At 72.3% G+C, this 25,539-nt stretch carries 16 protein-coding genes; 7 read left to right on the top strand and 9 right to left on the bottom strand.

Annotated features, from left to right (window positions below):
• Positions 1–55 precede the first annotated feature (55 nt).
• Both RZ50_RS03555 and RZ50_RS03550 read left to right on the top strand, forming a co-directional pair.
• Positions 56–397 (top strand): DUF3817 domain-containing protein, encoded by a 342-nt coding sequence (locus RZ50_RS03555; protein ID WP_196947222.1) that lies wholly within the window; start codon positions 56–58, stop codon positions 395–397.
• 212 nt (positions 398–609) lie between these two features.
• A complete protein-coding gene (locus RZ50_RS03550; RefSeq protein ID WP_196947223.1) occupies positions 610–2,295 on the top strand; it encodes a methylmalonyl-CoA mutase in 1,686 nt (561 codons plus the stop codon).
• An 83-nt stretch (positions 2,296–2,378) separates the two neighbouring features.
• On the opposite strand, the gene RZ50_RS03545 is transcribed toward RZ50_RS03550, so the two are convergent.
• Complete coding sequence (locus tag RZ50_RS03545) at positions 2,379–3,050, bottom strand: TetR/AcrR family transcriptional regulator (protein WP_196947224.1); 672 nt, start codon at positions 3,048–3,050, stop codon at positions 2,379–2,381.
• A 365-nt stretch (positions 3,051–3,415) separates the two neighbouring features.
• On the opposite strand from RZ50_RS03545, the gene RZ50_RS03540 reads away from it, so the two are divergent.
• The 4 genes from RZ50_RS03540 to RZ50_RS03525 all read left to right on the top strand — a co-directional run bounded on the left by RZ50_RS03540 (position 3,416) and on the right by RZ50_RS03525 (position 8,077).
• Positions 3,416–4,408 carry a tetratricopeptide repeat protein gene (locus RZ50_RS03540; protein WP_196947225.1) on the top strand — a complete coding sequence of 331 codons (993 nt, stop codon included), beginning with the start codon at positions 3,416–3,418 and terminating at the stop codon, positions 4,406–4,408.
• Between the two features lie 746 nt (positions 4,409–5,154).
• Positions 5,155–5,826, top strand: a complete 672-nt coding sequence (locus RZ50_RS03535) for a DUF6230 family protein (RefSeq protein ID WP_196947226.1) — start codon at positions 5,155–5,157, stop codon at positions 5,824–5,826.
• A 131-nt stretch (positions 5,827–5,957) separates the two neighbouring features.
• Positions 5,958–6,629 (top strand): DUF6114 domain-containing protein, encoded by a 672-nt coding sequence (locus RZ50_RS03530; RefSeq protein WP_196947227.1) that lies wholly within the window; start codon positions 5,958–5,960, stop codon positions 6,627–6,629.
• On the top strand, positions 6,626–8,077 hold the full coding sequence (locus tag RZ50_RS03525; protein ID WP_217680215.1) for a hypothetical protein: 1,452 nt from the start codon (positions 6,626–6,628) through the stop codon (positions 8,075–8,077). The genes RZ50_RS03530 and RZ50_RS03525 overlap by 4 nt, the downstream gene beginning before the upstream one ends.
• Positions 8,078–8,150: 73 nt before the next feature.
• Here RZ50_RS03525 and pyk read toward each other — a convergent pair whose 3' ends face one another.
• From pyk to RZ50_RS03485, 8 genes are all read right to left on the bottom strand, one after another.
• Positions 8,151–9,578: a pyruvate kinase gene (gene pyk, locus RZ50_RS03520; RefSeq protein ID WP_196951299.1), complete on the bottom strand. Its 1,428-nt coding sequence runs from the start codon at positions 9,576–9,578 to the stop codon at positions 8,151–8,153.
• A gap of 94 nt (positions 9,579–9,672) precedes the next feature.
• Positions 9,673–10,896, bottom strand: a complete 1,224-nt coding sequence (locus RZ50_RS03515; RefSeq protein WP_196951300.1) for an acetate kinase — start codon at positions 10,894–10,896, stop codon at positions 9,673–9,675.
• Positions 10,893–13,022: a phosphate acetyltransferase gene (gene pta / locus RZ50_RS03510; protein WP_217680213.1), complete on the bottom strand. Its 2,130-nt coding sequence runs from the start codon at positions 13,020–13,022 to the stop codon at positions 10,893–10,895. Before pta ends, RZ50_RS03515 begins: the two co-directional genes overlap by 4 nt.
• Positions 13,001–13,819, bottom strand: coding sequence for a hypothetical protein (locus RZ50_RS03505; RefSeq protein WP_196951302.1), 819 nt, complete (start codon positions 13,817–13,819; stop codon positions 13,001–13,003). The genes pta and RZ50_RS03505 overlap by 22 nt, the downstream gene beginning before the upstream one ends.
• A 103-nt stretch (positions 13,820–13,922) precedes the next feature.
• The gene (glgB, locus tag RZ50_RS03500; RefSeq protein ID WP_374199863.1) at positions 13,923–16,253 is read right to left on the bottom strand and encodes a 1,4-alpha-glucan branching enzyme; all 2,331 of its coding nucleotides are present in this window, start codon (positions 16,251–16,253) and stop codon (positions 13,923–13,925) included.
• 70 nt (positions 16,254–16,323) lie between these two features.
• On the bottom strand, positions 16,324–17,796 hold the full coding sequence (locus tag RZ50_RS03495; protein WP_196951304.1) for a phosphotransferase: 1,473 nt from the start codon (positions 17,794–17,796) through the stop codon (positions 16,324–16,326).
• Positions 17,797–18,058: 262 nt separating this feature from the next.
• Complete coding sequence (gene treS / locus RZ50_RS03490) at positions 18,059–19,783, bottom strand: maltose alpha-D-glucosyltransferase (protein WP_196951305.1); 1,725 nt, start codon at positions 19,781–19,783, stop codon at positions 18,059–18,061.
• Positions 19,780–21,735, bottom strand: a complete 1,956-nt coding sequence (locus RZ50_RS03485) for an alpha-1,4-glucan--maltose-1-phosphate maltosyltransferase (RefSeq protein ID WP_196951351.1) — start codon at positions 21,733–21,735, stop codon at positions 19,780–19,782. Before RZ50_RS03485 ends, treS begins: the two co-directional genes overlap by 4 nt.
• A 1,048-nt stretch (positions 21,736–22,783) precedes the next feature.
• Here RZ50_RS03485 and glgP point away from each other — a divergent pair.
• Positions 22,784–25,450 (top strand): alpha-glucan family phosphorylase, encoded by a 2,667-nt coding sequence (gene glgP / locus RZ50_RS03480; RefSeq protein ID WP_196951306.1) that lies wholly within the window; start codon positions 22,784–22,786, stop codon positions 25,448–25,450.
• The last annotated feature ends 89 nt before the right edge of the window (positions 25,451–25,539 follow it).

The raw sequence follows: 25,539 nt of genomic DNA, 5'->3' as shown, positions 1-25,539 counted from the left end.
CGGTGCGCGGATCCGGGCGTACCGGCCGAAACTGCCGAGCGAGGCGAGGAAGAGTATGAAGGCGACCCCCCTGCTGGGCTGGTACCGCGGCCTGGCCATTGCGACCGGTGTGGCCCTGCTGGTGTTCTGCGGCTTCATGATCGCGAAGTACGGCTTCGACACCGCCAAGGACGTGACCACCTACGTCGCGATGCTCCACGGCTACCTGTACATCGGGTACTTCGTGGTGACCTTCCTGCTCGGGCAGAAGCTGAAGTGGCCGCTCGGCCGACTCGTGCTGACCCTGGCCGCGGGCTGCATCCCGTTCCTCTCCTTCGTCTTCGAGCGCAAGGTGGCCGGCGAGGCCGCCGAGAAGCTCCCGGCGGGCGGCGGCGCCCGCCAGGCGGCCGGCGTCTGAGCCGCGGCATCCCGTACCGGGAGCGCCCCACCCCGACCGGGGAGGGGCGCTCCCGGCGTTTCGGGGGGTTCGGGGGGTTTCGGGGCCCGGGGGCCGTGGTTCGTGGGCGGGCCTCCATCGACAACTGTTAGGACGTCCGAGTAAATTAGTAGGACGTCCTAACAGCTGTGCCGCCCGGTGGCGAGGCGGCCGTACGGAGCGGAGTTCGGCCCATGGACGCCGAGGAGATCGAGCGCGGACGGCAGCGCTGGCAGCAGCGGTACGACAAGGCCCGCAAGCGGGACGCGGACTTCACCACCCTCTCCGGTGACGAGGTCGAGCCGGTGTACGGCCCCGCCCCCGGGCAGGCCTACGAGGGCTTCGAGCGGATCGGCTGGCCGGGTGAGTACCCGTACACCCGCGGGCTGCACCCCACCGGCTACCGGGGCCGCACCTGGACCATCCGCCAGTTCGCCGGCTTCGGCAACGCGCAGCAGACCAACGAGCGCTACCGGATGATCCTGGAGGCGGGCGGCGGCGGCCTCTCGGTCGCCTTCGACATGCCCACCCTGATGGGCTACGACTCGGACGACCCGCGCTCGCTCGGCGAGGTCGGCCACTGCGGCGTGGCCATCGACTCGGCCGCCGACATGGAGGTGCTGTTCAACGGCATCCCGCTCGGCGAGGTCACCACGTCGATGACGATCAGCGGCCCGGCCGTCCCGATCTTCTGCATGTACCTGGTCGCCGCCGAGCGCCAGGGCGTGGACCCGGCGGTGCTCAACGGCACCCTCCAGACGGACATCTTCAAGGAGTACATCGCGCAGAAGGAGTGGCTCTTCGCCCCCGAGCCGCACCTGCGCCTGATCGGCGACCTGATGGCGCACTGCGCCCAGGGCATCCCCGCGTACAAGCCGCTGTCCGTCTCCGGCTACCACATCCGCGAGGCCGGGGCGACGGCCGCGCAGGAGCTGGCGTACACGCTCGCGGACGGCTTCGCCTACGTCGAGCTGGGCCTGTCCCGGGGCCTGGACGTGGACGTCTTCGCGCCCGGCCTGTCCTTCTTCTTCGACGCGCACCTGGACTTCTTCGAGGAGATCGCCAAGTTCCGCGCCGCGCGCCGGATCTGGGCCCGCTGGATGCGCGACCGCTTCGGCGCCAAGACCGACAAGGCGCAGTGGCTGCGCTTCCACACCCAGACCGCCGGCGTCTCGCTCACCGCGCAGCAGCCGTACAACAACGTGGTGCGCACCGCCGTCGAGGCGCTCTCCGCGGTGCTCGGCGGCACCAACTCGCTGCACACCAACGCGCTGGACGAGACCCTGGCGCTGCCCTCCGAGCAGGCCGCCGAGATCGCGCTGCGCACCCAGCAGGTGCTGATGGAGGAGACCGGCGTCACCAATGTGGCCGACCCGCTGGGCGGCTCCTGGTACGTCGAGGCGCTGACCGACCGGATCGAGCAGCAGGCCGAGGCGATCTTCCAGCGGATCCTCGACAAGGGCCGCGAGGACCACGAGATCGGCCCGATCACCTCCGGCATCCTGCGCGGGATCGAGGAGGGCTGGTTCACCGGCGAGATCGCCGAGGCGGCCTTCCAGTACCAGCAGGCGGTGGAGAAGGGCGAGAAGCGCGTGGTCGGCGTCAACTGCCATCCGCGCAGTGTCACCCCCGAACTGGAGATCCTGCGGGTCAGCCACGAGGTCGAACGCGAGCAGGTCCGGGTGCTGGGCGAGCGCAAGGCGGCCCGGGACGAGGCGGCGGTGCGGGCCGGGCTGGACGCCATGCTCGCGGCGGCGCGCTCGGGCGACTCGATGATCCCGCCGATGCTGGACGCGGTGCGCGCCGAGGCGACCCTGGGCGAGATCTGCAACGCGCTGCGGCAGGAGTGGGGGACGTACCAGGAGAACGCGATGTTCTGACCGCTGGAAGTGGGCCGCCCCGTACGGAGGTTCGTACGGGGCGGCCCCTTCGTGCGTTCGGGCCTCCGTGTGCCCGGGTGCGCTCAGGCCGCGGTGAGCGGTCCGAGCAGCAGGTCGGTGAAGCGGCTGGTCCACTCGGCGGTGATCGGCTCGCCGCTGACCAGGACGCGGTGCTCGACCGTGCCCGCGATGGTGTCGAAGATGATGTCGACCTCCTCGCGGGCGGACTCGGCGTCGGTGTCCGGTTCGAGTTCTCCGCGCGCCTGGGCGGCCGCCCGGCCCTGCCGGACCAGGCGCTTCTGCGGGTCCACGATCGCCTCGCGGATCCGCCGGCGCAGTTGCGGGTCGCGGGTGCCCTCGGCGAACAGCGCGAGCAGCGCGGCCTGGGTCTCCGGGCGGGCCAGCAGGTCGGCGAACTGGGTCACCACGGCCTGGATGTCGGACCGCAGGCTGCCGAGGTCGGGCATCACCAGTTCGTCGAAGAGGCTGGCGACGGCGTCGACCACGAGTTCGTTCTTGGACGGCCAGCGGCGGTAGAGGGTGGTCTTGGCGACCTTGGCGCGGGTCGCGACGTGGCCCATGGTCAGCCCGCCCCAGCCGAGTTCGGCGAGGGTCTCGCGGGTGGCGTCGAGGATCGCGAGGTCGGCGGCGGCGCTGCGCGGGCGGCCCTTGGCCCGGGACGCGCTCGCCCCCTCCTGGACTGTGCTGCCCCGGACCGTGCAGTCCGGGCTCGCGGAGGGCTGGGCGGCCGGCACCGGGTCTCCTTGCGATTTACTGGTAAGTAACTTGGGTGGGGCTGGTAACGGTAGCGACTGTTCGTCGATTCGGGCAGCCGGGCGGGCCGGGAAAGTGGGGCAGGTCACGTCCCCGAACCGTCGGCGGGGCTTGCGGCCGGGGCACCGGCTCCAGTTACGCTACGACCCGTAGCGAAAGCAGTGACAACCAGGCGCCGCATCCCGTGGGACGGGGGCGGCGCGGGCACGGGTGGGGATCCGTGCCGAACGGTTCAGGCTACCGGGGGAGGCGTGCACCGTCCGGGAACCCGTACCGCGCAGCCCGCGCGGGGCGAACTTCCGGAGGTTGGTGCCCGCGAGCAGCGCGGACGGGGGAGGATGGTGCCATGCAGCCACGGAATTCGCGTCTCAACAGCTCCGCCCTGCGCGGTGCGGTCGACCTCGCCGCAGTGAAGGCGGCCGGTGAGGCCGCGCAGAAGGCCGAGCAGGCCCGGGTCGAGCGGGCCCGCCAGGCGGCCGCCGCCGAAGCGTCCGGCATCGCCCCCGACCAGCCCGCCTACCAGCTCGTCATCGACGTCACCGAGGACACCTTCGAGACCGAGGTCGTCCAGCGCTCCACCGAGGTGCCGGTCGTCATCGACTTCTGGGCCGAGTGGTGCGGCCCCTGCAAGCAGCTCAGCCCGATCCTGGAGGGCCTGGCCGAGGAGTACGCCGGCCGCTTCGTGCTCGCCAAGATCGACGTGGACGCCAACCAGCTGATCGCCCAGCAGTTCGGCATCCAGGGCATCCCGGCCGTGATGGCCGTGGTCGCCGGCCAGCTGGTGCCGCTGTTCCAGGGCGCGGAGAGCGCCGCCAACGTCCGCAAGGTGCTGGACCAGTTGATCCTGGTCGCCGAGCAGCGCTTCGGCGTGGCCGGCGGCGCGGTCGCCCCGGGCGAGGCCCCGGCCGCCGCCCCGCAGCGCCCCGAGGACCCGGCGCTGTCCGCCGCGCACGACGCGCTGGACGCCGGCGACCTGGGCGGCGCCATCCAGGCGTACCGGAACGTGCTGGCCGAGCAGCCGGGCAACACCGAGGCCAAGCTGGGTCTGGCCCAGGCCGAGCTGCTGCAGCGGATCGAGGGCCTGGACCTGCAGGCCGTCCGGACGGCGGCCGCCGCCGACCTGAAGAACGTCGAGATCCAGCTCCAGGCGGCCGACCTGGACCTGGTGGGCGGCCACGTCGAGGACGCCTTCGGGCGCCTGGTGGACACCGTGGGGCGGACGGCCGGTGAGGACCGGGACACCGCCCGGCTGCGCCTGCTGGAGCTGTTCGAGGTGATCGGCCCGGAGGACCCGCGGGTCGTCGCGGCCCGTACGGCGCTGGCCCGCGTGCTGTTCTGATCCCGGCTCAAGTCCCGTGCCGGACCTGCCTCGGGCCGGTTTCCGGACGGGTGGCGGTGCACCGTCTGGCACGGCGGATGACCTGCGGTGTCGCCTGGTGATTTGGCGACAATCCGGTCAACCGGACAGAGGTTTACCAAATCTTGATTTCACCCGTGGGTGGTCACGCATCGTGACCACCCACGGGTGTTTCGCTGGTGTTTCCGGCGGATTTCGTCGCCACGATTCCTTCAAGACGTCACGCACGGTGCAACTCGGGGCAATTCCATGATCAACGCCACCTGTTGTTGCATTACCCGTCAGTAAGGCACCTCTTGTGCTTCGCCCGGGATTCAAGCACGATCGGCCACGCCCGGTCCCAGACTCCACACCCTCCGACAGCCGGTCGGCCACGAGGAGCGAGGGATCCCCACCGGGCGATCCGCCGGCCCCGGCCGGCGGTAGGGAGGGCAGGGGGGTATCCGCGGTCCCACGGCGGTTCCTGTCCTCGACCGGCCGCGCGGCCCTGCGCGGTCGCTGGTTGTCGCTCGGGGGTGATCGCCGATGTCGTCGGTCCGACCCGCCGTCCCGCAGGGGCGGCCGGTTTCGGGACGGGAGTGCCGCAGCACGCAGGCCGCTCCCGCGTCCGACGACGCCCAAGGCGCTCTCCGCTACCGAGGACGTAGCTCTCTCCCATCCCAGGCCCCCACCGGTGCGGGAAGCACCGCCGGGGAGCCGGAGATGTACGTCCTAGAAGGAGGACTCGCATGTCCAAGACCTACGGCAAGACCCGCTGGAAGCGCTTCGCCCTGGTGATGGTGCCCAGCGTCGCGGCCACCGCGATGGTCGGCGTCTCGATCGCCAACAGCGCGCTCGCCGCCTCGTTCAGCATTTCCGGCCAGCAGTTCAAGGTGAAGGCCACGCACCTGGAGGGCACGAACTTCTCCCAGTTCGGCACCGTCGACATCGAGGCCAACGGCACGCCGCACCCGGTCGCCGTCTCGGCCTTCGACTCGGCCGACATCACCAACATGTGCCAGTCCGTGGTGACCGACCTGTCCGGGTTCGGCCTGGGCAAGATCACCCTCCAGCTGAACGCCGGCGGCGCCGGCTCCAAGCCGGTGCACGCCGACAACCTGCTCATCGACATGGAGCAGCTGAAGGCCGACGCGACCTTCAACCAGATCAACATCGGCCAGGACGCCTCCACCCTCCCCGGCACGGCGACCCAGGGCTGGACGCCCCACCCGGGTGTCTCCGCCGCCGGCGGTGGCAAGGGCCTGCCGACCGGTCCCACCGGCTTCTCCCAGGCCGCCAAGTCGGCCTCGCTGGACAACGTCGAGCAGACCGCCCGTGCCACCTCGGCCGGGAAGTTCGTGCTCAGCGGTCTGAGCCTGTCGCTCAAGCACGGCGACGGTCCGGGCAACGAGTGCTACTGAGCCCCGCCTGACGGCGTGCCGACGGGCGCGCCCGATGGACGGGTCCTTCGCGGGCCGGGGGCGGCGGGTTCCGCCGCTCCCGGCTCCGTGCCAGTCGTTTTCCCCTCGTAGCGATGCCGAGGAGCCGCACCATGTCCAGCGCAACGGTCGAAACCCGGACCGGCCGCCAGAATCCGATCGGGTCGTTCTGGCGGGGATTCCGCACGTTCCGTCGCACCAGGCCCTTCTGGGGCGGCCTGCTGGCCATGATCGCCGGCGTCCCGATCCTCTACTTCCCGTACGCGCACCTGGCGCTCGGCAGCGTGACCATCGCGATGTCGACCACGGCGGGAGCCGGCTCGCTGCTCATCGGCGTCCTGATGATCGCCCTCGGCATCACCGGGTGGTTCCAGAAGGCCGTCCGGGTCTTCGCGGGCATCGCGACCATCCTGCTGACGCTGGTCTCGATCCCGATGTCCAATCTGGCCGGTTTCGGCCTGGCCCTGCTGCCCGGCCTGATCGGCGGCGGGCTGCTGGTCTCCTGGGCGCCGCTGCCGGAGCCCTCGACCGAGGCCGCCGAGGGGCACCGCGGACGCCGGGCCGGGCGGGCGGCCGATCCGGTGGCGGAGAGCGTGGTGGCCGAGAGCGCGGTGGCGGAGAGCGTCGCCACCGAGCCCGCCGCTGCCGCCGAGGCGCCCACCGCCGTGCTGCCCGCCCAGGGCGCGCCGAAGGCGCCCGCCACCGAAGCAGTTGAAGCAGCCGAAGCCGCCGCGCCCGTCGTTCCGCAGCAGGGCGGCGCCGAGCAACCGGAGGAGGCGCGGTGACCGGCCAGGCCGAGCAAGCCGACGGCGCGGCCGTCCCCGCACCGCGCTCCGGCCGGCACGCCGCGCCGCGCCCGCCGGTACGGATCCGGCTGCGGGGCCGGGCGCTGGCGATGGCCGCGGTCCCGACGGCCCTGCTGATGGCCGCGGCCTACACGCCCAACCCGGCGCTCGCCGAGTCCACGGCGGGCAAGCCCTGCGGCAACGCGCCGGTCGCCGTACCGGACGTCGCGCCGATCGAGACGCCCGTCCCCAAGAGCGAGCTGCCCGAGCCGCCGCCCGGCCCGGGCGCCACTCCCGACACCGGGCCGACCTCGGTGCCGACCCAGCCGTCGACCACCGCACCGACCACCGCGCCGACCACCGGGCCGACCGACGCCCCGACCGGAGCCGCGGCCACCCCGCCGCCCGGCACCCAACCGCCCGCCGTCCGCTCCGCCACCACCGGCGGCTCGGGCGCGGTGGGCGCGGTCTACCAGGGCGCCGACGGTGGCACCGCCACCGCGAGCCGGGCGGGGCTGATCGACGACCTCCTCGGCGGCGTCAACCACCTGCTGAACCCGGGCGGTTCGGCCAGTCCGACGCCGAGCGCCACGGCGCCCGCGACCCCGGCCGCCCCGGCCCCGAGGGTCGGCACCCCGGCGCAGCCGTCCCAGTCGCAGACCCAGCCGCAGGCCCCGACCACCGGTGCCCAGCAGGCCGCACCGCCCGCCGCCCAGCCCTCGGACGCCGGGCCCTCCGGCGGGCAGCCGTCCCCGGCCGCCACCGCGCCGGCCGGCAAGCCGACGGACAAGGCGACCTCCACGGCGGAGCCCTCCGCGGCCCCGTCGGCGGACGCCCCGGCGCCCACCACGAGCGCCTCCGGTTCGCCGTCGGCCTCGCCCACCGCCTCGCCCACCGCGAACCCCAACTGCGATGTGGACGCCCGCGGCCTGACCGCCGGCGCGGCCGCCCCCGGCCACGTCGTCCCGGAGCAGAACTGGACGCTGCTGACCAGCCGGCTGGCCCTGCACGGCGCGGCCTTCCACGGCGTCTACGACGTGAAGACCCCGACCGGCAGCAAGCGGGTGCTGAAGTTCGTCGTCGACAGCGTGGACATCGACAACCTCGACATGTCGACCCTGGAGGGCAACGGCGTCACCTTCCACGTCCAGGGCGCCCCGGGCTCGACCTCGACCATGCGCCAGGGCCCGGTCACCATGTACGTGGAGCGGCTCTCCGGCCACCTGTCCAAGGTGCTCGGCCTGCCGATCCCGATCGACCTGGGCGAGATCACCCTCACCCCGGACACCCTGCCGCGCTGGCTGTACGACCTGATCGGCTCCATCCCGATCCCGCTGGACCTGGAGCTGACCGGCGTCACCGCCAAGCAGGCCGGCCAGTTCGGCGGCACCCTGCACATCCCCGGGATGCACATGTTCAACGACAACGCGCCCTACAGCGACAAGTAGCCGACGCACCAACGCCGGTGGGGCGGCCCTCCGCGAAGGAGGACCGCCCCACCGGCGTCGTCGTGACGGGGTGTCACTCGCCGTGGCTGCCCAGGGAGTGCACCTGCACCATGTTGGTGGTGCCGGGGACGCCGACCGGGACACCGGCGGTGACGATCACGGTGTCGCCCTCGTGCAGCTCGCCCATCCGCAGCAGCTCGCGGTCGACCTGCGCGACCATCGCGTCGGTGGTGGCGACCTGCTCGGTGACGTACGCCTGGACGCCCCAGCTCAGCGAGAGCTGGTTGCGGGTGGCCACGTCCGGGGTGAACGCGACCACCGGGATCGGCGAACGGTAGCGGGACAGTCGGCGGGCCGTGTCACCGGACTTGGTGAACGCGACCAGCGCCTTGCCGTCCAGGAAGTCGCCCAGCTCGCACGCGGCGCGGGCGACCGAGCCGCCCTGGGTACGCGGCTTGCGGCCCGGGTTGAGCGGCTGCAGGCCCTGGGAGACGAGCTCCTCCTCGGCCTTCTCGCAGATCCGGCTCATGGTGCGGACGGTCTCGACCGGGTACTTGCCGACGCTGGACTCGGCGGAGAGCATCACCGCGTCGGTGCCGTCCAGGATCGCGTTGGCGACGTCGGAGACCTCGGCGCGGGTCGGGCGCGAGGCGTGGATCATCGACTCCATCATCTGGGTGGCGACGATGACGGGCTTGGCGTTGCGGCGGGCCAGCGTGATCAGCTGCTTCTGGACCAGCGGCACCCGCTCCAGCGGGTACTCCACGGCCAGGTCGCCGCGGGCGACCATGATGGCGTCGAAGGCGAGGACGATCTCCTCCATGGCCTCGACGGCCTGCGGCTTCTCGATCTTGGCGATGACCGGCACCCGGATGCCGACCTCGTCCATGACCTCGTGGACGTCCTTGATGTCCGCCGCGTTGCGGACGAAGGACAGGGCGACCATGTCGACGCCCAGACGCAGCGCGAAGCGCAGGTCGTCCTTGTCCTTCTCGGACAGGGCGGGCACGTTCACGGCCGCGCCGGGCAGGTTGATGCCCTTGTTGTTCGAGAGCACGCCGCCCTCGATCACCACGGTCTTCACCCGCGGGCCGTCGACGCTGACGACCTCCAGGGCGATGACGCCGTCGTTGATCAGGATCGGGTCGCCGGGCTTCACGTCGCCGGGCAGGCCCTTGTAGGTGGTGCCGCAGATGTGCTGGTCACCGGGAACGTCCTCGGTGGTGATGGTGAACTCGTCGCCGTTGTCGACGGTCACCGGACCGTTGGCGAAGGTCGCCAGACGGATCTTGGGACCCTGGAGGTCGGCCAGGACGCCGATGGCCTTGCCGGTGTCCTCCGAGACCTGGCGGACCTTGCGGTACCGCTCCTCGTGGTCCGCGTGGTTGCCGTGGCTCATGTTGAGTCGGGCGACGTTCATGCCCGCCTCGACGATGGCCTTCAGCTGTTCGTAGGAGTCCGTCGCCGGACCCAGGGTGCAGACAATTTTCGCTCGGCGCATATGGATCAGTCTATCCGTTCGTGTTATAGGTGCATTCGGAACGAATCATGGGGAATCGCCGACGAAGGATTCCGAGGAACGAGACGACTGAGTGTCAGTCCTCGGACCTCTCGCCCTCCCGGTGCACCAGGGCGAAGGCCTGTCGGGCGATCTCCAGCTCCTCGTCGGTGGGCACCACCGCGACCGCCACCCGGGCGTACCCGGGGGAGATGATCCGGGCCTCGCCGGAGCGCACCGAGTTCAGCTCGGGGTCGACGGCGATGCCCAGCTCCTCCAGGCCCGCGGTGGCCGCCGCGCGCACCGGTGCCGCGTTCTCCCCGACGCCGGCGGTGAACGCGATCGCGTCCACCCGGCCGAGCACCGCGTAGTAGCCGCCGATGTACTTGCGCAGCCGGTGGATGTACGAGTCGAAGGCGAGCCTGGCGTCCGCGTCCCCGGCCTCGGCCCGGCGCATGATCTCGCGCATGTCGTTGTCGCCGCACAGCCCGCGCAGGCCGCTGCGGCGGTTGAGCAGGTCGTCGATCTCGTCGATGGACATCCCGCCGACCCGGTGCAGGTGGAACACCACGCCGGCGTCGATGTCGCCCGAGCGGGTGCCCATGACCAGGCCCTCCAGCGGGGTCAGGCCCATCGAGGTGTCCACGCAGAGGCCGCCGCTGACCGCCGAGGCGGAGGCGCCGTTGCCCAGGTGCAGCACGATCACGTTGACCTCGGCCGGGTCCCTGCCGAGCAGCCGGGCGGTCGCCCGCGAGACGTACTGGTGCGAGGTGCCGTGGAAGCCGTAGCGGCGCACCCGGTGCTCGTCGGCGACGTCCTTGTCGATCGCGTACCGGGCCGAGTACTCGGGCATCGCGGCGTGGAAGGCGGTGTCGAAGACCGCCACCTGCGGCAGGTCGGGCCGCAGCGCGCGGGCCACCTCGATGCCGGTGATGTTGGCCGGGTTGTGCAGCGGCGCCACCGGGATCAGCCGGCGGATCTCCTTGAGCACGTCGTCGGTGATCACCGTGGGCTCGGTGAACCGCAGGCCGCCGTGCACCACCCGGTGGCCGATCGCGGCCAGCTCGGGGGAGTCCAGTCCGAGCCCGTCGGCGGTCAGCTCCTCGGCGACGGCCTTCAACGCGGCCGAGTGGTCCGGGAAGACCTGCAACACCTCGCGCGGCCCGCCCGAGCGCGGGGTGTGCACCAGGCGGCCGCTGGGCTCGCCGATCCGCTCGACCAGCCCGGAGGCCAGCTTGGCGCCGTCCAGCATGTCGATCAGCTGGTACTTGACCGACGAGGAGCCGGCGTTCAGGACGAGAACGCGGGTGCCTTTGTTCATGCGCCGGGCTCCTTGCGGTCCTGGGACTGGATGGCGGTGATCGCGACGGTGTTGACGATGTCCTGCACCAGCGCCCCGCGCGAGAGGTCGTTGACGGGCTTGCGCAGCCCCTGGAGCACCGGGCCGACCGCGACCGCGCCGGCCGAGCGCTGGACGGCCTTGTAGGTGTTGTTGCCGGTGTTGAGGTCCGGGAAGATCAGCACGGTCGCGCGCCCGGCCACCGCCGAGCCCGGCAGCTTGGTGGCCGCGACGTGGGCGTCCACCGCCGCGTCGTACTGGATCGGGCCCTCGACCAGGATGTCCGGGCGCAGCTCGCGGACCAGCTCGGTGGCCTTGCGCACCTTGTCGACGTCCGCGCCCGAGCCGGAGGTGCCGGTCGAGTACGAGAGCATCGCGACCCGCGGCTCGACCCCGAACTGGGCGGCCGTGGCGGCGGACTGGATCGCGATGTCGGCCAGCTGCTGGGCGTCCGGGTCGGGGTTGACCGCGCAGTCGCCGTACACCAGCACCTTGTCGGCCAGGCACATGAAGAAGACGGACGAGACGATCGCGGCGCCCGGCGAGGTCTTGATCACCTCGAAGGCGGGCCGGATGGTCGCCGCGGTGGAGTGCACCGCGCCGGAGACCATGCCGTCGGCGATGCCCTCCTGCACCATCAGGGTGCCGAAGTAGGAGACGTCGGTGACCACGTCCAGGGCCAGTTCGACGGTCATCCCCTTGTGGGCGCGCAGCTTCGCGTACAGCTCGGCGAACTGGCGGCGCAGCGGGCTGGTGGCCGGGTCGACGATCCGGACCTGGGCGCGGTCGGCGCCCGGCTCCTCCTGCGGGAGCTCGATGCCCAGGCTCGCGGCCTTGCGGCGCACCGCGTCCGGCTCGCCGAGCAGGGTGAGGTCGCAGATGTTGCGGCGCAGCAGGATCTCGGCCGCGCGCAGCACCCGCTCCTCGGCGCCCTCGGGCAGCACCACGTGCCGGCGCTCGCCCCGGGCCCGCTCCAGCAGCTCGTGCTCGAACATCATCGGGGTGACCCGCTCGGACCGGCCGACCTCGATCAGGTTGGTCAACTCGGCGGTGTCGACGTGCAGTTCGAACAGGCCGAGGGCGATCTCGGCCTTCCGGGGGCTGGTCGCGGTGAGCTTGCCCTCCAGGTGGGTCAGGGTGGCGGCGGTGGGCCAGCTGCCCTCGGGGACGACCGCGACCGGGGTGCCGGGGGCGAGCCGGGCGGCCAGGGCCATGACGTTCGGGCCGGGGTGCTGGCCGAGGGTGAGCAGCACGCCGGCGATCGGCGGGGCGCTGGCCGCGTGCGCGGCCAGCGAGCCGATCACCAGGTCGGCGCGGTCCCCGGGGGTGACGACCAGGGCGCCCTCGGTCAGCGCGTCCAGGAAGGTGGGCAGCATGGCGCCGCCGAAGACGAAGCCGCGCACGTCCCGGGCCAGACCCGAGGCGTCGCCGAGGAGCACGTCGGCGCCGGTCGCCTCGACCAGCTGGGCGACGGTCGGCGCGGCCAGCGCCGGCTCCTCCGGGATGACGTAGGCGGGGATCGGCAGCTTCTCGGTGAGCGTGCGCTGGATCCGCTGCTTGGCGCTCGGGGCGACCCTGTTGGCGATCATCGCCAGGGTCTCGCAGCCGAGGTCGGTGTACGCCCGGTGGGCGTTGCGCACCTCGGCGGTCACCGCGTCGGCGTCCTCGCCGTGCCCGCCGACCACCGGCAGCACGGCGGCGCCGAACTCGTTGGCGAGGCGGGCGTTGAAGGCCAGCTCGTCCGGGATGTTGGTGTCGGCGAAGTCGGTGCCGAGCACCAGCACCGCCTGGCAGCGGCGCTCCAGTGCGCGGAAGCGGTCCACCAGGGTGGAGACCAGCTCGTCCTGCCCCTGGGCGGCCTGCAGCGCGGCGGCCTCCTCGTAGGTGAGCCCGTACAGCTCGGGGCCGGGCAGGTCGATCCGGTAGCGCCCGCGCAGCAGTTCGACCACGTGGTCCGAGCCGGGCTGGCCGGGAGCGGTGGCGTGCACCAGCGGGCGGAACACCCCGACCCGGTCCACCTGGCGGGTGAGCAGTTCCATGACCCCGAGTTCGACCGCCTGCCGGCCGTCCCCTCGGTCGATGCCGGTCACGTACACGCTGCGCGCCACGCGGATGTCTCCGTCCCGTCGTCTCGGAAGGTGGTCATATCGACCATACCTTCGCACTCCGTACGGGTGTCCGCGAGCAGGGGACCGTAGTGGAGGCAAGGGGCGAAGGTCACCGGGAAGAGGGGCCTTCCGGGGCCGGCCAGCTCGACCGTGACCCCCGTCGGGCCCACGGTGATCCCGGCGTGCGACATGCGCCGGTCCAGCAGCCACCCGTGCCGGTGCTCCAGCGATCCGTTGCTCTCGGGCGTCCAGCCGTCGGCGAGCAGCGCGGCGCGCAGCCGGGCGGCGATCTCGGTGGGCGGGAGGCCGTCGGGGCCGGCGATGTCGAGCTCCCGGAGGCAGCCGCTGTCGCCGCAGGTGCCGCCGGTGCCCGAGTCGTGCCGGATGGACAGCCCCGGTGGCAGCGGCAGCTCCGACCGGCGCGGGAAGAAGGGCCGCGAGTTGATCACCGGGTAGAAGACGGCGGTGATGGCGGAGATCAGCAGCGCGCCCGTCAGCGCGGCCACCGCCCCGCCGAAGCGGTTGGTCTCCCGCTCCTTCGGCCGCGGCCCGCGCAGGAACCGTTCGACCCACGCGCCCTCCGCGATCACCAGGATCGCGATGAGCTGGTAGCCGGTCTCGATCTCGGCCTTCGTCCGGAGGGCCCACCATCCGTACATCAGACCGATCAGCAGCACGGCCCATCCGGTCAGGACGGCGCCGACCACCGCCCCCACCACCCGGGTGCGGACCAGCGCGGCCCAGCAGGCCGGCGGGCACAGGACGTACATCCAGGTCGCCGTCGTCCATATCCACATGCGAGCCCCCCGACTCGTGGCAGACCGGTTCGGTGCCGCGGAACGACGGCACCGCGGACGTGAGACGTCCGGGTGCCGCCGTTGGTTGTGCCGCGGGAGGGCGTCAGGCCGGGCGGAGCCAGAGGGTGGCGAGCGGGGGGAGGACCAGTTCGGCGGAGCGGGGCTGGCCGTCCCGTTCGACCGGCTCGGCCTTGATCGGGTGGGAGTTGCCGACGCCGCTGCCGCCGTAGGCCTCGGCGTCGGTGTTCAGGACCTCCGCCCAGAGCTGCTCGCGGCCGTCCAGGGCCGGCAGGCCGACCCGGTGGCCGTGGCGGACGACGGGGGAGAAGTTGCAGACGGCGACCAGCGGGGAGCCGTCGGCGGCGTAGCGGACGAAGGAGAGCAGGTTGTCGTCGGCGGCGCCGCCGTCCAGCCAGCGGAAGCCGTCCGGGGTGTTGTCGAGCTCGTGGAGGGCGGGGGTGTCCCGGTAGGTCCGGTTGAGGTCGCGGACGAGGCGGCGCACGCCCAGGTGGTCCTGGTGCCCGGGCCACTGCTCGTCGAGCACCCACCACTGCGGGCCGTGCTCGTGGTCCCACTCGGCGCCCTGGGCGAACTCCTGCCCCATGAACAGCAGTTGCTTGCCGGGGTGGGACCACATGAAGCCCAGGTAGGCGCGGTGGTTGGCGCGCTGCTGCCACCAGTCGCCGGGCATCTTGGAGACCAGGGCCTGCTTGCCGTGGACGACCTCGTCGTGCGAGATCGGCAGGATGTAGTTCTCCGAGTAGGCGTACACCATCGAGAAGGTGAGCTCGTTGTGGTGGTACTTGCGGTGGACCGGCTCCTTGGACATGTAGACCAGCGAGTCGTGCATCCAGCCCATGTTCCACTTCAGCCCGAAGCCGAGGCCGCCGGCGTCGGTGGGGCGGGTGACGCCGTCCCAGGCGGTGGACTCCTCGGCGACGGTGATCACGCCGGGGCAGCGCCGGTAGACGGTGGCGTTCATCTCCTGGAGGAAGGAGGCCGCGTCCAGGTTCTCCCGGCCGCCGTGCTGGTTGGGTGTCCAGTCGCCGCTCTCGCGGGAGTAGTCGAGGTAGAGCATCGAGGCGACGGCGTCCACCCGCAGGCCGTCGATGTGGAACTCCTCGCACCAGTAGACCGCGTTCGCGACCAGGAAGTTGCGCACCTCCTTGCGGCCGTAGTCGAACTCCAGCGTCCCCCAGTCGGGGTGCTCGGCGCGCAGCGGGTCGGCGGGCTCGTACAGCGGCTCGCCGTCGAAGCGGGCGAGCGCGAAGTCGTCCTTGGGGAAGTGCGCGGGCACCCAGTCGACGATCACGCCGATGCCGTGCCGGTGCAGGGTGTCCACCAGGTACCGGAAGTCGTCGGGGCCGCCGAGCCGGGCGGTGGGGGCGTAGTAGCCGGAGACCTGGTAGCCCCAGGAGCCGCCGAACGGGTGCTCCATCACCGGCATGAACTCCACGTGGGTGAAGTTCAACTCCTTGAGGTAGCGGGGGAGTTCCTCGGCGATCGCCCGGTAGTCGGTGAGGTCGGGCCGCCAGGAGGCCAGGTGCAGCTCGTACACCGACATCGGTGCCCGGTGGTGTGCGGCGCGGGCCCGGCGGGCCATCCACTCGCCGTCCTGCCACCGGTAGGCGGAGGAGGTGACCACCGAGGCGGTGGCGGGCGGGCACTGGGCGGCCCGGGCCAGCGGGTCGGCCTTGTCGAGCACCCAGCCCTGGCGGGTGTGGATCTCGTACTTGTACGTGGCGCCCTCGGCCAGGCCGGGGACGAACAGCTCCCAGATCCCGGAGGAGCCGAGCGAGCGCATCGGGTGTCCGGTGCCGTCCCAGTGGTTGAAGCCGCCGATCAGCCGCACTCCGACGGCGTTGGGCGCCCAGACCGCGAACGCGGTGCCGGCGACGCCGTCGACGGTCCGGACGTGCGAGCCGAGCGCCCGCCACAGCTGCTCGTGCCGGCCCTCGGAGATCAGGTGCAGGTCGAGCTCGCCGAGGGTGGGTCGGGTGCGGTAGCCGTCGTGCTGGCGCAGCGGCCCGCCGCCGGGGTACGTCACCAGCAGGGTGTAGTCCGGGAGCCCGTCGCCCGCGAGCATGCCGGTGAACAACCCGCCCTGCTGGTGGGTGAGTTCGGCCGGGCCCTGGGCGGTCTCCACCACCACCCGTTCGGCGAAGGGGCGTAGTACCCGCACGGCCGTCCCGCCGTTCACCGGGTGGGCGCCGAGCAGCGCGTGCGGGTCGTGGTGCTGACCGTTCACCAGCCGGTCCACCTCGGCCGGCGGCAGTGGGGCCTCCGGGAGCCTGAGCGCGCCCACCGGGGCGTCCGCGGAGGCCCGGGGAGTGACTGGCCCGTTCGCCTCCGGGGCCTCGGTCGGGAGTTGTCCGGCCAGGAAGGTGGCCGGTACGGGGTGGGTGGGGCGGCCGGTCGGGTCGAGCGGCGTCACGGCGTGGTCCTCCTGCGGCGGGGGTGGGCGAACTCCGGGCGGAACTCTGAGCGGGCGGCACGGGGCGGATTCAGACGCTGAGGGCCAGCCGGTTGATCGCGGCCAGTGGGATCGGCAGCCAGCCGGGCCGGTGCCGGGCCTCGTACACCACCTCGTACACCGCCTTGTCGATCTCCAGCGCCCGCATCAGCTCCGGTGAGGCCGCCGGGTCGGCGCCGCCCCCGGCGGTGTAGCCGGCGCAGAAGGCGGTGCGGTTGCGCTGGGCCCAGGCGGCGGCGAGGTGGGCCAGCTCGGGGTCGACCGGGCCGCCGGCCAGCAGGTGGGCGGCCGCGTAGTCGAAGGAGCGGAGCATCGCGGCGATGTCGCGCAGGGCGGGCTGCGGCTCGCGGCGTTCGTTGACGGACTTGGCGGGCTCGCCCTCGAAGTCCAGCAGGACCCAGCCGTGCGGGGTGCGCATCGCCTGCCCCAGGTGCAGGTCGCCGTGGATGCGCTGGACCGGTAGGCCGTCCGGGTGGGCGTCGGCGAGCTGCTGGAAGGCGGCGCGCAGCGCGGCCCGGAAGCGCAGCAGCCCGGGGACGGCGGCGACGGCGCTGTCCAGCCGGTCGGCCATCGCGGTGGCGAGCCGTCCGGTCTGGGCGCGGTCGAGCCGGGCGACCGGCATCGAGCGGGCGAGCACCCGGTGCACCTCGGCGGTGGCCCGGCCGAGCCGGTGCGCCTCGATCGCGAAGTTGCCGGGGGAGCGGTCGCCCTTGAGCCGGCCGACCTGGTCGAGGGCGAGCTCCCAGCCGTCCTCGGCGTCCGGCAGGTAGCGCTGCAGCAGTCCGAGGGTGGCGGGCTCGGCGCGTTCCATCCGGCTCTCGAACCAGGCGGCGACCCGGGGGATGCGGGTGGAGCCGGCCCGGGAGAGGGCGAGCGAGAGCTCCAGGTCGGGGTTGGTGCCGGGGTGGATGCGCCGGAACAGCTTGAGGATGTACGAGGTGCCGTAGATGACCGAGCTGTTGGACTGTTCGGCGGTGGAGGCCCGGCCGGGGAGGTTGGTGGGCAGTCCGGAGCCGGGGGTGCGGCGGAAGGACAGTGCGCCGAAGCGGTCGCCGGTGGCCAGGTGTTCCAGTAGCCGCCCGGTGAGCTCGGGGTCGTGCACCGCGTCGTAGAGGGCGGCGCCGTCGTACGGGCCCTGGCTGAGCCGGCCGAGCACGGCGCCGGGTTCGATGTCCGTCGGCCCGGCCGAGCGGATGCCGAGCAGGAGCTGGTAGATGTCGCCGTGCGGGGCGCCGGCCGTGCTGGCGTGCTCGACCCGTAGTAGCAGGTGCAGCAGGGCGGGGTCGCCGACCTGGAGCGGGGTGCCGACCACGGGGACGAGCCCGGTGATGGGCCGTCCCTTCCCGGCGTACCAGCGCTGGGTGGGGAGCCACTCGGCGATCAGCGGCAGGGCCGCCTGGACGAGTTCGCTGACCCCCAGGGTGGTTCTCCGGACCCCGGTGCTCCGCGCGCCCGCCGGCGCGTCGTGCTGCACATGGGCTTGAGAACGGGAGGTTTCGGACATGACTCCCTTTCCCCGGAAGCATGCGGACTGCCCGACGGGTGGTGGCCGGGTCCGTCAGTCTTCCGGATTGCGGCGGCGCGGCGGTCGCGGCACGCGAGCACGGCTCGGGTGTCACGCCTTCGTGTGGGTGGCCGTTGGGCTGTTCTCCGTACCGGTGGTGCAGAGAACTCCGGGGGCGCGGGGGTTCAACTCGCGCCCCCGGAGGGTCTGGTGGTGCTGTTCGGAACGGTGTCCGGCGGGGTGCGGCGGGTGCGGCGGATCGTTACTTCGGCCGCCTGGTCCCGCTCAGGCGCGGGGGCTGCCGGAGCTGGAACCAGTAGAAGCCGTGCCCGGCCAGGGTGAGCAGGTAGGGCCACTCGCCGATCGACGGGAAGCGCACCCCGCCGATCAGCTCGACCGGGTACCGCCCGCCGTACTGCCGCAGGTCCAGCTCGGTCGGCTGCGCGAACCGCGAGAAGTTGTTCACGCACATGACCAGGTCCCCCTCGTACTCGCGCACGAAGGCCAGCACGGCGGGGTTGCTGGACGGCAGTTCGGCGTAGGTGCCGAGGCCGAAGGCCGGATTGAGCTTGCGGATCTCGATCATGCGACGCGTCCAGTGCAGCAGCGAACTCGAACTGCTCTGCTGCGCTTCGACGTTGGTCACCTGGTAGCCGTACACCGGGTCCATGATGGGTGGCAGACTGAGCCTGCCCGGGTCGGCGGAGGAGAAACCCGCGTTGCGGTCCGGGGTCCACTGCATCGGCGTGCGCACGCCGTCCCGGTCGCCCAGCCAGATGTTGTCGCCCATGCCGATCTCGTCCCCGTAGTAGAGCACCGGCGAGCCCGGCAGGGAGAACAGCAGGGCGGTGAACAGCTCGATCTGGTTGCGGTCGTTCTCCAGCAGCGGGGCGAGCCGGCGGCGGATGCCCACGTTGGCGCGCATCCGGGGGTCCTTGGCGTACTCCGCGTACATGTAGTCGCGTTCCTCGTCGGTGACCATCTCCAGGGTCAGCTCGTCGTGGTTGCGCAGGAAGATGCCCCACTGGCAGCCGCCCGGGATCTGCGGGGTCTTGGAGAGGATCTCCGACACCGGGTAGCGGGACTCGCGGCGCACCGCCATGAAGATCCGCGGCATCACCGGGAAGTGGAACGCCATGTGGCACTCGTCGCCGCCGGAGGCGAAGTCGCCGAAGTAGTCGACGACGTCCTCCGGCCACTGGTTCGCCTCGGCGAGCAGCACCGTGTCGGGGTAGTTGGCGTCGATCTCCTTGCGGACCCGCTGGAGGAACTCGTGGGTCTCCGGCAGGTTCTCGCAGTTGGTGCCCTCACGGGCGAACAGGTAGGGCACGGCGTCCAGCCGGAAGCCGTCGATGCCGAGGTCGAGCCAGAACCGCAGTCCGGCGATCATCTCGTCCTGGACCCGGGGGTTGTCGTAGTTGAGGTCCGGCTGGTGCGAGAAGAACCGGTGCCAGTAGTACTGCTTGCGGACCGGGTCGTACGTCCAGTTGGAGGTCTCGGTGTCGACGAAGATGATCCGGGCGTCCGGGTACTGCTTGTCGTCGTCGGCCCACATGTAGAAGTCGCCGTACGGACCGTCGGGGTCGGTCCGCGAGGCCTGGAACCACGGGTGCTGGTCGCTGGTGTGGTTCATGACGAAGTCGATGACGATGCGCATGCCGCGGGCGTGCGCGGCGTCGACGAACTCCATGAAGTCGGCGAGGTCGCCGAACTCCGGCAGCACCGACGTGTAGTCGGAGACGTCGTACCCGCCGTCGCGCAGCGGCGAGGCGAAGAACGGCGGGAGCCAGAGGCAGTCGATCCCGAGCCACTGGAGGTAGTCGAGCTTGGCCGTGAGCCCCTTCAGGTCCCCGACCCCGTCGCCGTTGCTGTCCTGGAAGGACCGCACCAGGACCTCGTAGAAGACCGCACGCTTGAACCACTCGGGGTCGAGCTTCTTCTTCGAGGTCTCGGGGAAGGTGTCGGGGACGGGCTCGTTCACTGTCACGCTGGGTTCCTCCGAACCGTGAGGAGGTGAGCCGGCTCGGCTGAGGGATCGAGCCGGACGTAGTTGTGCCGGCCCCAGGTGTAGACGGCGCCGGTGAGCTCGTCGTGCACCGTGTACGGGCCGTCGCCGTCGAGCGTGACGGTGGCCTCCCGGACGTGGTGCGGGTCGAGGTTGACCACGGTGACGACCTGGTCGATCAGGCCCTCGGCGGTGGTCGCGGTCTTGGAGTAGGCGAGCACCTGCTCGTTGTCGGTGGGGTGGAAGCGCAGGTCGCGCAGCTGCTGGAGGGCGGGGTGCCGGCGGCGCAGCCGGTTCAGCACGGTGAGCAGCGGGGCGAGGGTGTCGGCGGCGCTCCAGTCGCGCGGGCGCAGTTCGTACTTCTCCGAGTGCAGGTACTCCTCGGAGCCCGGGTGGGCCGGCTCGTTCTCGAACAGCTCGTAGCCGGCGTAGACGCCGTAGCTGGGGGAGAGGGTGGCGGCGAGCACCGCGCGGATCGCGAAGGCGGCGCGGCCGCCGTGCTGGAGGAAGTCGTGCAGGATGTCCGGGGTGTTGGCGAAGAAGTTGGGCCGCATGTAGGCGGCCGGGGCGCCGGTGAGTTCGGTGAGGTACTCGGTGAGTTCCGTTTTGGTGTTGCGCCAGGTGAAGTACGTGTACGACTGGTGGAAACCGATCTTCGCCAGGGCGTGCATCATCGCCGGCCGGGTGAAGGCCTCCGCCAGGAACACGACGTCGGGATCGGTGCGGGCGATGTCGCCGAGCACCTTCTCCCAGAACACCACCGGTTTGGTGTGCGGGTTGTCGACCCGGAAGATCCGGACGCCGTGGGCCATCCAGAACCGAAGGATCCGGATGGTTTCCTTGACGATTCCTTCCATGTCCTGGTCGAAGTTGATCGGATAGATGTCCTGGTACTTCTTCGGCGGGTTCTCCGCGTAAGCGATGGTGCCGTCCGCGCGGTGACTGAACCATTCCGGGTGCTTGTTCACCCACGGGTGGTCCGGGGAGCACTGGAGGGCGAAGTCCAGCGCCACCTCCAGGTGCAGCGCCTGCGCCTCGGCGACGAAGTGGTCGAAGTCCTCGATGGTGCCGAGGTCCGGGTGGACCGCGTCGTGGCCGCCCTCGGGGGAGCCGATCGCCCAGGGTGAGCCGACGTCGTGCGGACCGGCCGTCAGGGTGTTGTCCGGACCCTTGCGGAAGGCTCGTCCGATCGGGTGGACCGGCGGCAGGTAGACCACGTCGAAGCCCATCGCGGCGACCGCGGGCAGCCGCTCGGCGGCGGTGCGCAGGGTGCCCGAGCGCGGCGGCTCGACGCCGCTCGGGTCCACCACGGCGCCCTCCGAACGGGGGAAGAACTCGTACCAGGAGCCGAACAGCGCGCGCTCCCGGTCCACTTGGAGCGGCAGCGGCCGGGAGGCGCTGACCAGCTCGCGCAGCGGATAGCGGGTCAGCAGCTCCAGCACCTCGGGGGCGAGCGCGGCGGCCAGCCGGGACAGCGGCGGCAGCCCCGGGTCGCGCAGCGCGTCGGCGGCGGTCAGCACGTGCGCGCGGCCCTCCTTCTTCGGCACCCCGGCGGCGGCCTGCTCCAGCAGCCGGGCGCCCTCCTCCAGTACCAGCGCGGTGTCGATCCCGGCCGGCAGCTTGATCGCGGCGGTCCTGCGCCAGGTGGCGACCGGGTCGCTCCACGCCTCCACCAGGTACGACCAGCGGCCCGGCGCGGTCGGGGTGACGTACGCGCCCCAGCGGTCGGTGCCCTCGGCGAGCTCGCGCATCGGTGTCCACGGGCCGCTGCGGCCGCGGGGGTCGCGCAGCACGACGTTGGCGTTGACGGCGTCGTGGCCCTCGCGGAAGACGGTCGCGGTGACCAGGAAGGTCTCGCCGACGACGGCCTTGGCCGGGCGGCGGCCGGAGTCGACGAGGGGGCTGACGTCCAGGACGGGGATGCGGCCGATCACGGTGTCGCTCTCTGTCGTCTTGCGGGCGGAGGGCTTGGTGGCGGTCTTGGCGGTGCCGCTCTTGGCGGTGGTGCTCCTGGCGCCGCTCCTGCCGGTGGCGGGCGCGGCGGAGCCGGGGTCGGCGGCCCGGCGGGTGGTGGCCGTCGTGGTGGCGGTGGCGCGGCGCGTGGTGGTGGTGCGCCTGCGGGCTGCCGTGGTCCCGCCCTCCTCGACCCCGGGTTGTCGGGTCCCAGCGGAGGGCTGTGCTGCGGAGGATTCGGTACGGACCGCTCCGGACACCCTGGGCGACGGCATCGCCGGGTCTGTCCGAGTGTCAGAATCCATCCGTCCGGTGGATTCCGCGACCGCTGCGTCGAGGCCTTCGGCCATCGGTGTGGACTGGTCCCGCGTGTCGCCGTGCATGCCAAGCTCCTGCCCGAGATCGGCGGCAGCTCCCGCCGGCCGGGGGCGGGCCGGGGGAGTACCGGGAGGACTGCTGGGTGGGGAGGACGTGCGACCGGAGCCTGCCCGCGTCGCTGTCCCCGGCAACCTGCCCGGCGCCCGCCGAGCCGGTGGCGGGAGGCCCCGGCGCCCGTGCGCGTCCCGGCGCACGCCTCCGGGGGAACACCCCTGGGCGACCCGGTCGACCCGTGAACGAGCCGACCGGGGGCGAGGACACGCGCCGGTGTCCGGCGAGCGCCGAATGGGCTAAGGGAGATGGGGAACGGTCAACGCGAAAAGGATTCGGACGTGCTGCTACTCGGGGGACGCCACCCGTCGTCGTTGTCCCCGCAGCATCAACGACCTCCGGTCATCCTCGCACCGGCGGCGTGGTTTTCGCAGCGGTACGACAGTAGTTTCAGGCTTTGTCCGGGGTGGGTGAGCAGCCGGAAATGGATCCGTACCGCAGAGTTCACGTATTGGTAGCGCGTCACCCCGGAATGTGCGCCTCGCGCGCCCCCCGTGCAGACCAATGCGCCGAATGCGATCTCATCAATAGCCCGAACGGATGCCCAATAGTCCGCTTGACCCGCTGTCAGGCCGATCGTCGCGGCTACGCTTCACGCCTGTGAAGGCAATCCGCAGATTCACCGTCCGCACCGTCCTGCCCGAACAACTCCAGCCGTTGCACGAGCTGGCCCTCAACCTGCGCTGGTCCTGGCACCCCGAGACCAGGGACCTCTTCCGGTCCGTGGACCCGGAGGTCTGGGCCGCGACCGGCGAGGACCCGGTGCGGCTGCTCGGGGAGGTCCCGGCCGCCCGACTCGCCGCGCTCGCCGTCGACCGGCGGTTCCTGCGCAGACTCGGCGACCTCGCCGACGACCTGCGCGACTACCTCTCCGGCCCGCGCTGGTACCAGACCCGGCAGGACGCCGACGCCACCCCGACGCCCGCCGCGATCGCCTACTTCTCGCCCGAGTACGGAATCGCCGCCACGCTGCCGCAGTACTCGGGCGGTCTCGGCATCCTGGCCGGCGACCACCTCAAGGCCGCCAGCGACCTCGGCGTCCCGATCATCGGCGTCGGGCTCTTCTACCGGCACGGCTACTTCCGGCAGTCGCTCGACCGCAACGGCTGGCAGCAGGAGCGCTACCCCCTGCTGGACCCGGACGAACTCGCGGTCAGCCTGCTCCGGGAGGCCGACGGCACCCCGAGCCGGGTCGACCTCGCCCTGCCCGGTGGCCGCACCCTGGCCGCCCACATCTGGAAGGCCCAGGTGGGGCGGGTCCCGCTGCTGCTGCTCGACTCCGACATCGAGTCCAACTCGCCCGCCGAGCGCGACGTCACCGACCGGCTCTACGGCGGCGGCAGCGAGCACCGGCTGCTCCAGGAGATGCTGCTCGGCATCGGCGGCGTGAGGGCCGTGCGCGCCTACTGCCGGCTCACCGGGCACCCCGCCCCCGAGGTCTTCCACACCAACGAGGGCCACGCCGGCTTCCTCGGCGTGGAGCGCATCCGCGAACTGGTCGCCGACGGCACGGCCGGACTGGACTTCGCCGCCGCCCTGGAGTCCGTCCGGGCCGGCACCCTGTTCACCACCCACACACCCGTCCCGGCCGGCATCGACCGCTTCGACCGCGAGCTGGTCGCCCGCCACTTCGGCGGTGACGCCGCGCTGCCCGGCGTCCCGGTCGACCAGGTGCTCGCGCTCGGCGCCGAGACCTGGCGCGACGGGGACCCGAAGCTGTTCAACATGGCCGCGATGGGCCTGCGGCTCGCCCAGCGGGCCAACGGGGTCTCCACCCTGCACGGCGAGGTCAGCCGGTCGATGTTCAACGGCCTCTGGCCCGGCTTCGACCCCGCCGAGGTGCCGATCACCTCCGTCACCAACGGGGTCCACGCCACCACCTGGATCGACCCGGCGGTCGTCCGCCTCGGCGCCGCCGAACTCGGCGCGGAGCGCGCGGAGGAGGCGATGACCACCGGCGACACCCAGCGCTGGACCGGCCTGGAGAGGATCGGCGACACCGAGATCTGGGACCTGCGGCGCGCCCTGCGCAGCCAGCTGGTGGACGAGGCCCGCCGCCGGCTGCGCGCCTCCTGGCGCCAGCGCGGGGCCGGCGAGGCCGAGCTCGGCTGGGTCTCCTCGGTGCTCGACCCCGACGTGCTCACCATCGGCTTCGCCCGCCGGGTGCCCTCGTACAAGCGGCTCACCCTGATGCTGCGCGACCCGGACCGGCTGCGCGCCCTGCTGCTGCACCCGACCCGGCCGGTGCAGATCGTGGTGGCCGGCAAGGCCCACCCGGCCGACGACGGCGGCAAGCGGCTGATCCAGCAGATGGTCGCCTTCGCCGACGACCCGGCGGTGCGGCACCGGATCGTCTTCCTGCCGGACTACGACATGGCGATGGCCCAGCGCCTCTACCCGGGCTGCGACGTCTGGCTGAACAACCCGCTGCGGCCGCTGGAGGCCTGCGGCACCTCCGGGATGAAGGCCGCACTCAACGGCTGCCTCAACCTGTCCGTCCTGGACGGCTGGTGGGACGAGTGGTACGACGGCCAGAACGGCTGGGCGATCCCCACCGCCGACGAGGCCGGCGGCGTGCTCGACCCGGAGAGCAGCGAGGCCGAGCGGCGCGACGACATCGAGGCCGCCGCGCTGTACGACCTGATCGAGGAGCAGGTCGCCGCCCGGTTCTACGACCGCGACGGCGACGGGCTGCCGCACCGCTGGATCGCCATGGTCCGGCACACCCTCGTCACCCTCGGGCCCAAGGTGCTGGCCGGGCGGATGGTCCGCGAGTACGTCGAGCGGCTGTACGCCCCGGCGGCGCTGGCCCAGCGGGAGCTGGCGGTGGGCCGGCACGCGCCGGCGCGGGAGCTGGCGGCCTGGAAGGCGAAGGTCCGGGACGGCTGGCCGGCCGTGCGGGTCGAGCACGTCGAGGCGGACTGCCCGACCGAGGCGCAGGAGCTGGGCGACTCGCTGGCGCTGCGGGTGCTGGTCGCGCTCGGGGCGCTGGAGCCGGGCGACGTCGAGGTGCAGGTGGTCTCCGGCCGGGTGGACGAGACGGACGGCATCTCGGACGCCCGCCTGCTCGCCCTCAAGCCCGTCGGCGGCCCGGACCTGGACGGCCGCACCCGCTACGAGGGCTCGCTGGAGCTCTGCCGCACCGGCCCGTTCGGCTACACCGTGCGGGTGCTGCCCGCGCACCCCCGGCTGGCCTCCCCGGCCGAGCCGGGGCTGGTCGCCCTCCCGGCCGAGTCGGCGGGGATGGACGCGGGGCTGCTGCGCTGACGCCGCACCGACCGGCCGCCGCCCCTCGGGGAGGCGGCCGGTCGGTGCGTTCGGCAGGAGGCGGCCCGCCCGGGTGCGTGACGGCGCAC

Origin of the sequence: Kitasatospora sp. SUK 42, from assembly GCF_015776785.2 — a bacterium.
Taxonomy (GTDB): Bacteria; Actinomycetota; Actinomycetes; order Streptomycetales; family Streptomycetaceae; genus Kitasatospora.
This window is presented reverse-complemented; position numbering and strand designations above follow the sequence as displayed.